Origin of the sequence: Streptococcus sp. 2106, from assembly GCF_013277315.1 — a bacterium.
GTDB classification, from domain to species: domain Bacteria; phylum Bacillota; class Bacilli; order Lactobacillales; family Streptococcaceae; genus Streptococcus; species Streptococcus pseudopneumoniae.
In genome coordinates, this window is the sequence record NZ_VMMS01000005.1 from 1 (window position 1) to 8,361 (window position 8,361).

General features: G+C 42.0%; 7 protein-coding genes and 1 pseudogene. 2 read left to right on the plus strand and 6 right to left on the minus strand.

The window, feature by feature from the left end; translation table 11 throughout:
* Window positions 1–88: pseudogene (locus tag HT723_RS00405) on the plus strand (IS5/IS1182 family transposase); the annotation flags it as partial.
* Between the two features lie 145 nt (window positions 89–233).
* Here the strand turns inward: HT723_RS00405 and aguB are convergent.
* Genes aguB through HT723_RS00435 form a run of 6 tightly spaced genes read right to left on the minus strand, consistent with a single transcriptional unit; the run spans window position 234 to window position 6,905 of the window.
* The gene (gene aguB / locus HT723_RS00410) at window positions 234–1,109 is read right to left on the minus strand and encodes an N-carbamoylputrescine amidase (protein ID WP_172934424.1); all 876 of its coding nucleotides are present in this window, start codon (window positions 1,107–1,109) and stop codon (window positions 234–236) included.
* 9 nt (window positions 1,110–1,118) lie between these two features.
* Window positions 1,119–2,204 (minus strand): agmatine deiminase, encoded by a 1,086-nt coding sequence (gene aguA, locus HT723_RS00415; protein WP_050262170.1) that lies wholly within the window; start codon window positions 2,202–2,204, stop codon window positions 1,119–1,121.
* Window positions 2,201–3,328, minus strand: a complete 1,128-nt coding sequence (gene nspC / locus HT723_RS00420; protein ID WP_023934029.1) for a carboxynorspermidine decarboxylase — start codon at window positions 3,326–3,328, stop codon at window positions 2,201–2,203. Before nspC ends, aguA begins: the two co-directional genes overlap by 4 nt.
* On the minus strand, window positions 3,328–4,587 hold the full coding sequence (locus HT723_RS00425) for a saccharopine dehydrogenase family protein (protein WP_050262169.1): 1,260 nt from the start codon (window positions 4,585–4,587) through the stop codon (window positions 3,328–3,330). The genes nspC and HT723_RS00425 overlap by 1 nt, the downstream gene beginning before the upstream one ends.
* Window positions 4,584–5,444, minus strand: a complete 861-nt coding sequence (gene speE / locus HT723_RS00430; protein WP_000366713.1) for a polyamine aminopropyltransferase — start codon at window positions 5,442–5,444, stop codon at window positions 4,584–4,586. The genes HT723_RS00425 and speE overlap by 4 nt, the downstream gene beginning before the upstream one ends.
* The gene (locus HT723_RS00435) at window positions 5,445–6,905 is read right to left on the minus strand and encodes an aminotransferase class I/II-fold pyridoxal phosphate-dependent enzyme (protein ID WP_050262168.1); all 1,461 of its coding nucleotides are present in this window, start codon (window positions 6,903–6,905) and stop codon (window positions 5,445–5,447) included.
* 707 nt (window positions 6,906–7,612) lie between these two features.
* Here HT723_RS00435 and HT723_RS00440 point away from each other — a divergent pair.
* On the plus strand, window positions 7,613–8,308 hold the full coding sequence (locus tag HT723_RS00440) for a VIT family protein (protein WP_172934425.1): 696 nt from the start codon (window positions 7,613–7,615) through the stop codon (window positions 8,306–8,308).
* Window positions 8,309–8,361: the final 53 nt, after the last annotated feature.

Sequence of the window (8,361 nt, forward strand, 5' to 3'; positions counted from 1 at the left end):
TTCAACAACCTATCGAAATCATCGTAAACGCTTCAGATTACGAATGAATTTGATTGTTGGTATTATCAATCATGAACTAGGATTCTAGTTTTGCAGGAAGTCTAGTATAAAATACGGACTAATCAAGATAAAAGAATAGTGAATCATAAAAATCGATTTACTAGATACCATAGTATCTTATAGTTGCTAATAAGAAGTTAGTCTAGCAGAATGAACCTCTCATTTCTCCCCTACTAGTCCGTAATTCGTTGATACATTTCTGGTCTTCTATCTCGAAACAAGCCCCAGTTTAGGCGTTCACTTGCTCCCTTGTCTAGGTCATAAGTAGCTAACAGAACAGCTTCTTCTTGTCTTTCAGCTCGTTCTAGAATAGCTCCTGTTTCATCCGTCATAAAGGAGGAACCGTAGAAGTCAAGACTGGAACTCTGTCCGCCATTTTCCTCACTAGGCGTGACCTCTTCCAATCCATAACGATTGGCTGAGATGACTGGAACAATATTTGCTGCTGCGTGTCCTTGCATGGTACGTTGCCAATGACCACAACTATCCGTATCTAAAATTGGCTCTGAACCAATGGCTGTAGGATAAAAGAGCAATTCAGCACCATTTAACGCAAGACAGCGGGCTGTTTCAGGGAACCATTGATCCCAACAGATACCGATCCCGATCTTGGCATAGAGAGTATCCCAGACCTTGAAACCTGTGTTGCCAGGTGTGAAATAAAATTTTTCTTGATAATAATGGTCATCTGGTATGTGGGTCTTTTGATAAACACCCAGCACCTCACCATCTGCATCAATGACGGCAATAGAGTTATACAAGACATTACCATCTTTTTCATAGAAACTGATTGGTAAAACGACCTTTAGCTCCTTGGCAATGGTTTTAAAATGCTGAATAGCTGTATTGTCTGTCACCGACTGGGCATGCTGGTAGTAGTCATACTGACGTTCCTGACAGAAATAGGGACGTTCAAACAACTCGGGCAAGAGAATAATTTGTGCGCCTTGTTCTGCAGCCTGACGTACTAAACGCTCTGCGGTTTGAATATTTGTTGCCACATCCTTGGCGCATTGCATCTGAATGGCTGCAACTCTTACATTTCTCATCTTTTTCTCCTATTCTGGGATTTGTTGGGTGATACAGTGGATATTGCCACCACCTAAGAGAATATCTCTGGCTGGAATTCCGACAACTTTACGGTCTGGGAAACACTCACTGAGAATATCTAAGGCTACTTGGTCGTTTTTATCTTGAAACTGAGGAACTAGGACAGCCTTGTTGGCAATATAAAAGTTTACGTAGGAAGCTGCTAGTCGTTCACCTGCGTATCGCTCTTCTTCTCCTTCTTCATAGATGTAGCCTGGCAAATCCTCTTCGGTTACAACTTGATGAAGAGCTGGAATTGGAAGTTTATGAATAGTGAAGTGACGACCTTTTGCATCTGTTTCTTGCTCTAAGAATTCGAGATCTGCTTTTGACATGGCATACTGAGGATCGTTTTGATCATCTGTCCAAGCCAAAACAAGCTCTGCAGGACCAACAAAGGCTGAAACATTGTCAACGTGTTCATTGGTTTCATCCTGATAAATACCATAAGGAAGCCAAATAACTTTTTCAGCGCCAAGGCACTCTAATAAGGTATTTTCGATTTCCTCTTTACTAAGATGAGGATTGCGACCAGGACTAAGCAAACAACTTTCAGTCACGAGAATGGTTCCTTGACCATCGCTATGTATCGCTCCGCCTTCTAGGACAAAAGGTTTGGCATCATAAACAGGCATTTCCAAGGCCTCAGCAAAATTACTGGCTACTTGATCATCATCTTCATAGTCTTGGTAGAGACCATCTACAGCTCCACCCCAAGCATTGAAAGACCAATCCACGGCTAATTTCTGGCCTTTATCATTGACAAGAATGGTTGGGCCTGTATCACGCGCCCAGGCATCATTGGTGGGAATGTCTAAATAAACAACCTTGTCTCCAAGATAAGATTGGGCTTCAGCTAAGTAGTCTTGGTCCACCAAAAGATAGACTCTTTCTCCTTCTGCTATGGTCTTAATAATCTGGCTGAAAGCTCTTTTAGCAGCCTTTCCTTGAAAAGGCCATGATCCTGGTCGAGTCGGCCATATCATGAGGGTACCATGGTGTGCTTCGTACTCTGCTGGCATGCGATAGCCTAATTTTTTGGGACTTTCCATCATGATAATCTCCCTTTAAAATCTTGATAGCCAAATGCTTTGACTAAGCTACAGTCTCCCTGTTCGTCCATAAGATAGAGACTTGGCAATCCAATACCATTAAAGGTATTATTTTTGACAAAAGAATAAATGGCCATGTCTTGAAAATAAAGTCTGTCTCCGATTTGAACTGGATTTTCAAAGCTATAGTCTCCAATTACATCGCCCGTCAGACAAGTATTGGAAGAAAGTCTATAGGTATGGGCTTTTTCCTGTGCCTCAAAGCCATTTCTCAAAGGTGGACGATAGGGCATCTCAAGTACATCAGGCATATGGCAGGTCGCAGAGGCGTCTAAAACCAAGATTTCCATACCGTTTTCGACAATATCTAATACCTCAGTTGCTAGATAACCCGCATTGAGCGCAATGGCTTCACCCGGCTCGATATAGATTTCAAGATTGTAAGTTTTTCGGATACGCTTGATTTCTGAAATCAGCAAATCTACATCATAGTCTTCTCTTGTAATGTGATGGCCGCCCCCCATATTGAGCCATTTGACCTCATGCAAATAGGAACCAAACTGCTCTTCTACTGCTTTCAAAGTTGTCTCTAAATCATCTGCACCCTGCTCGCAAAGGGTGTGAAAATGAAGACCATCCACCAAATCCAGCAAATCACTAGGAATTTTATCTAGTGTAACGCCAAAACGAGAACCTGGTGCACAAGGATCATAGAGAGCATGATCTCCTTGAGTTGAACACTGAGGGTTAAGTCGCAGCCCCACGCTTATACCAGCATCCCGACAACGAGCTCCATGCTTACGCAACTGTCTCTCTGAGTTAAAGACGATATGGTCCGTTATCTCCAGCAATTCCTCCAAGTCTGCATCCTTGAAAGCAGGTGCAAAAACATGGACTTCGCCAGGAAATTCTTCCCTTGCCAATTTGGCTTCATAAAGTCCACTAGCAGTCGTACCAGATAGATACTGGCTAATCATGGGATAGGTTTTGTAGAGGGAATATGCCTTCTGGGCAAGCAAAACCTTGCAACCGGCTTCTTCTTGTACATATTGTAAAATGCGACAGTTGTCTTCTAACTTTGCCAAGTCAATGACGTAAGCTGGTGTTGGTACTTGTTCTAGCTTCATTAGTCCACCATTTGTGGATTTTCAACCACAACCCAAGGCAAGCCATACTCATTCAGAGATTCCATGAATGGATCTGGATCCAATTCTTCAAGGTTGTAAACTCCAGCTTGTTTCCAAGTACCGTTCATAACCAATTTTGTCCCAATCATGGCTGGAACGCCTGTCGTGTAAGAAATAGCTTGTGAACCAACTTCTGCGTAACATTCCTGATGGTCGCAAACATTGTAGATGTAGATAGTCTTTTCAACGCCATCTTTGACACCTGTAAAGATACAACCGATATTGGTTTTACCAACCGTGCGCGGTCCAAGGCTAGCAGGATCAGGAAGCAAGGCTTTCAAGAATTGAATCGGAACGATGTCTTGGCCATTAAAGTTAATGGCATCCGTACGAAGGAGTCCAACATTTTCAAGACATTTCATGTGCATCAAGTAAGATTGACCAAAGGTCATAAAGAAGCGAATGCGTTTAACACCTGGAATGTTCTTAGCCAATGATTCGATTTCTTCATGGTGGAGGAGATACATATCTTTTTGTCCAACTTGAGGGAAATCATACTCACGCTTGATAGACATAGCTTCGACTTCGACCCATTTCCCATCTTCCCAGTAAGAACCTGGCGCAGAAACCTCGCGGAGATTGATTTCTGGGTTGAAGTTTGTCGCAAATGGATAACCGTGGTCTCCACCATTACAGTCTAAAATGTCGATATAGTGGATTTCATCAAAATAGTGTTTGAGGGCATAAGCTGAAAAGACACTGGTCACACCTGGGTCAAAACCAGAACCAAGAAGAGCAGTCAAGCCTGCTTCTTTGAATTTCTCTTGATAAGCCCATTGCCATGAGTAGTCAAAGTAGGCTGTAAAGCCAAGTTCCTTACAACGTTTCTCATAGATGGCACGCCACTCAGGATCTTCTGTATCCTCAGCCTCGTAGTTGGCTGTATCGATATAGTGAACACCTGTTGCCAAACAAGCGTCCATAATGGTTAAATCTTGATATGGTAAAGCTACGTTCAAAACAGCTTCTGGCTTGTAGCTTTCAATCAGGGCAATCACTTCTTCTACCTTGTCAGCGTCAAGGGCAGCTGTCTCAATCTTTGTACTTGTTTTGCCTTCTAGCTTCGCTTTCAAGTCATCACATTTTGACTTGGTACGGCTAGCAATCATAATCTCTGTAAAGGTTTCGCTATCTTGACAAATCTTTGAAATAGCAACTTGGGCAACGCCCCCACATCCAATAACTAATAAACGACTCATTTTTTTCCTTCCTCTTCTTCTAAAATGTCCTCAACATACTTGGGCAACATAAAGGCCCCCACGTGTAAGTTTGCAGTGTAGTATTCTGTGAAAAGCTGGCGTTTTTTCCAGCCTTCCTTGTCAAAATCTTTAACAGGGTGGTATTTTTTCGATGCAAATCCAAACAACCAATAGCCAGCTGGACTGGTTGGGATATGAGCCTGATAAACTCGACTGATTGGAAAGGCTTGATTGACCTTGCGGTGCATGCTTCGGCAAGCTGACTCATCCTCGTCAAAGAAGGGACTCCCATGCTGGTAAATCATGATGCCATCTTCTTTCAGAGCACGATAACTATTACCGTAAAATTCCTTGGTAAAGAGCCCTTCCGTATGACCAAATGGATCTGTCGCATCGTTGATGATAATATCGTAGTCATCTTCACAGTTTCGCAAAAAGCGTAGCCCATTTTGGTAGTAAATGGTAACACGAGGATCATCTAGCCCTGCAGCAAAATCTGGGAAATACTCACGACAGACTTCAACTAGCATCTCATCCGGTTCCACAATATCGATTTGTTCCAATTCTGGATACAGTGTCAAAACTTGGGCAACACCACCGTCACCGCCCCCAATAACCAAGACTTTCTTGGGATTGGGGTGAACAGCCATGGGAACGTGAACAGTCATTTCGTTGTAGACAAAATCATCAGCATCTGAGAACAAGACATGCCCATTTAAAATCAAAATCTTTCCAAAAGCTGGCGTATCTAAGACTTCGATATCCTGCCATTCACTTTTTCCAGCGTAGAGTTGCTTGGCTGTTCTCAGGGACAATTTCACATCTGGAGTATGAACTTCAGAAAACCATAAATCCATCTAGTTCTCCTTTCTCTTAATGACGTTAATGTGATTGACCTCAGGATCTTCCGTCCCTTGGAGGGAGCAACCACGTTCCTTGGCAAATTGGATATAATCGACAATTTCTCGTGTAACGCGTTCCCCAGGAGCCAAGATAGGGATTCCTGGAGGGTAGCACATGACAAATTCCCCACAGACTTGTCCAACAGACTCATCCAATATCAAACTTTTTCTCTCTGAATAGAAGGCTTCTTGTGGAGACAGCACCAACTCGGGCTGGATATATTCTCCAGCTATCAAGTCCTTCCCATCTCGTGAATAGAGTCTCTTGATGTCAGCCAGAGCACCTACCAAGCGCTCGATGTCTTGGATGCGGTCACCAATCGAAATATAGGCCAAGATATTACCAATATCACCAAATTCGATCTGAATGTCGTATTCATCTCGCAAGAGGTCGTAAACCTCGATACCTGTTAAACCAATACCCTGAGTGTAAACTGACAGCTTAGTCACATCAAAATCACATACCGACACACCATCTATTAACTCTTTTGAATAGGCATAGTAGCCACCAATGGCATTGATTTCACGACGAGCATACTCTGATAGCTCGATGACCTTCTCAAACGACTCTTTACCACGAAGGACCAAGTTGCGACGCGAAATATCCAGACTAGCCATCAACAGGTAAGAAGCAGATGTTGACTGGGTAAGATTGATAATCTGACGAACGTACTCGGGATTCATCTGCTCCCCGATTAGAAGAAGCGAACTTTGGGTCAAACTCCCACCAGACTTATGCATGGAAACTGCTGCCATATCAGCACCTGCATCCATAGCAGAAATTGGAAGTTTACCAGTGAAATGTAAGTGCGCTCCGTGGGCTTCATCTACTAAAACCATCATGCCAGCTTCATGAGCCATTTTTGTCAATCCCTTTAGGTCTGAACAGATGCCGTAGTAAGTGGGATTGTTAATCAAAATGGCCTTGGCATCTGGATGGTCCTTCATGGCTTTGGCTACTCGGTCATTTTCAAGACCTAAAGCGATACCAATCTTAGGATCTACACTCATCTCGATATAGATGGGAATGGCACCACACAGAACCAGCGCGTTGATAGCAGATTTATGGACATTTCGTGGCAGAATAATCTTATCTCCTGCCTTGCAGGTTGACAAAATCATAGTCTGTACCGATGAAGTTGTTCCTCCAATCATTAGAAAAGCATGACTAGCTCCAAAAGCCTCTGCAGCCAGCTCCTCTGCATCACGAATAATCGAAATGGGATGGCCTAAATTATCCAAGGGTTTCATCGAATTGACATCAATGCCTACACATTTTTCTCCTAAGAGTTCGACAAGTTCTGGATTTCCTCGTCCACGCTTGTGACCTGGAACATCAAAGGGAACAATCCTTTTCTTGCGTAACTTCACCAAGGCCTCATAAATTGGGGCTTGGTTTTGATCTAACTCCTTCAAGACATACTCCTTTCCATATTTTTAGAACCTTATGAACACTAAGGAACTAAAGGTTGACTCATGAAAAAAGAGCAGGTTTTCACCTGCTCTGCAATCTTCTGACGTTTTTATGTTTGTTTCTGTTGAGTATGTCTGTTCCCGATGTTTCCTAACTCTCTAGTAGCAAATATTACGTACTTTATTGATCGTTTCACAAGATGACGTGTGCTTTCACCACACTAAAAATTTATGAATTAGGACAAGTGTCCTAACATCAACTTATAAAAGTAGGCTTTTAACCCTATCAATAATGTGGTTTTTCAACCACGCTTCGGCATTCAACCCTGCCTGTCCGTAGGCATTTTTTACTCGGGTTTATATTTGCTAGAAAACATCATCTCATTTTCTAAGCTTTATTACTATATCATGTTTTTAAGAACTTGTAAAGCCTTTTACGAAAAAAATATAAAAAGTTCGCAAAATAGTTGGATTTTATTTGATTTAATACTCATTATTCTCTTGTAAACGATTATAAAGTGAACAAAATGTTTATCCTATTTAATTTAAAATTTTTTATGCTATTCTATACTCTTTACCTTCGGTGTTTGATCTATCAGAGAAGATGTCGATATTTTTATATCATTAAAATCGTGCAACTTTTTTCAGATACTTTTAAAAGATTGATTTCATTACCTCTTTCCTTTATACTGGATAAAAAGGAGAATAGTATGTCAGAAACAAATCACGAAATCGATTCAAATTTTGCAGGTCGTTTAAATATCCTGCGTGCGGGTGTTCTTGGTGCCAATGATGGGATTATTTCCATTGCTGGTGTGGTTATCGGAGTTGCTAGTGCCACGACCAATATCTGGATTATCTTTTTATCAGGATTTGCAGCTATCTTAGCTGGTGCCTTTTCAATGGCTGGTGGAGCATATGTATCCGTTTCAACTCAAAAAGATACTGAGGAAGCAGCCGTTGTGCGTGAGCAGCTCTTGCTAGACCAAGATATGGAACTAGCCAAAAAGTCCCTCTATGCTGCCTATATCCAAAATGGAGAATGCGAAACCTCTGCTCAACTTTTGACTACCAAAGCCTTTTTAAATAATCCACTCAAGGCTTTGGTAGAGGAAAAATACGGTATTGAGTATGAAGAGTTTACCAATTCTTGGCATGCTGCCATCTCTAGCTTTATTTCTTTTTTCCTTGGAAGTTTGCCTCCAATGCTGTCAGTGACCATTTTCCCAAGTGAATACCGCATCCCTGTTACTGTCCTTATCGTCGGTGTGGCCCTTCTTCTCACTGGTTATACTAGTGCCAAACTTGGAAAAGCCCCAACCAAAACAGCTATGATTCGGAACCTTGCTATTGGTCTCTTAACTATGGGCGTTACCTTCTTACTCGGACAACTTTTCAGTATTTAATACTCTTCGAAAATCTCTTCAAACCACGTCAGCTTCGCCTTGCCGTATATATG

Coding starts and splice junctions, on each gene's coding strand:
- aguB (WP_172934424.1), bottom strand. CDS start 1,109: ATGAGAAATGTAAGAGTTGCAGCCATTCAGATGCAATGCGCCAAGGAT.
- aguA (WP_050262170.1), bottom strand. CDS start 2,204: ATGATGGAAAGTCCCAAAAAATTAGGCTATCGCATGCCAGCAGAGTAC.
- nspC (WP_023934029.1), bottom strand. CDS start 3,328: ATGAAGCTAGAACAAGTACCAACACCAGCTTACGTCATTGACTTGGCA.
- speE (WP_000366713.1), bottom strand. CDS start 5,444: ATGGATTTATGGTTTTCTGAAGTTCATACTCCAGATGTGAAATTGTCC.
- HT723_RS00440 (WP_172934425.1), top strand. CDS start 7,613: ATGTCAGAAACAAATCACGAAATCGATTCAAATTTTGCAGGTCGTTTA.
- HT723_RS00425 (WP_050262169.1), bottom strand. CDS start 4,587: ATGAGTCGTTTATTAGTTATTGGATGTGGGGGCGTTGCCCAAGTTGCT.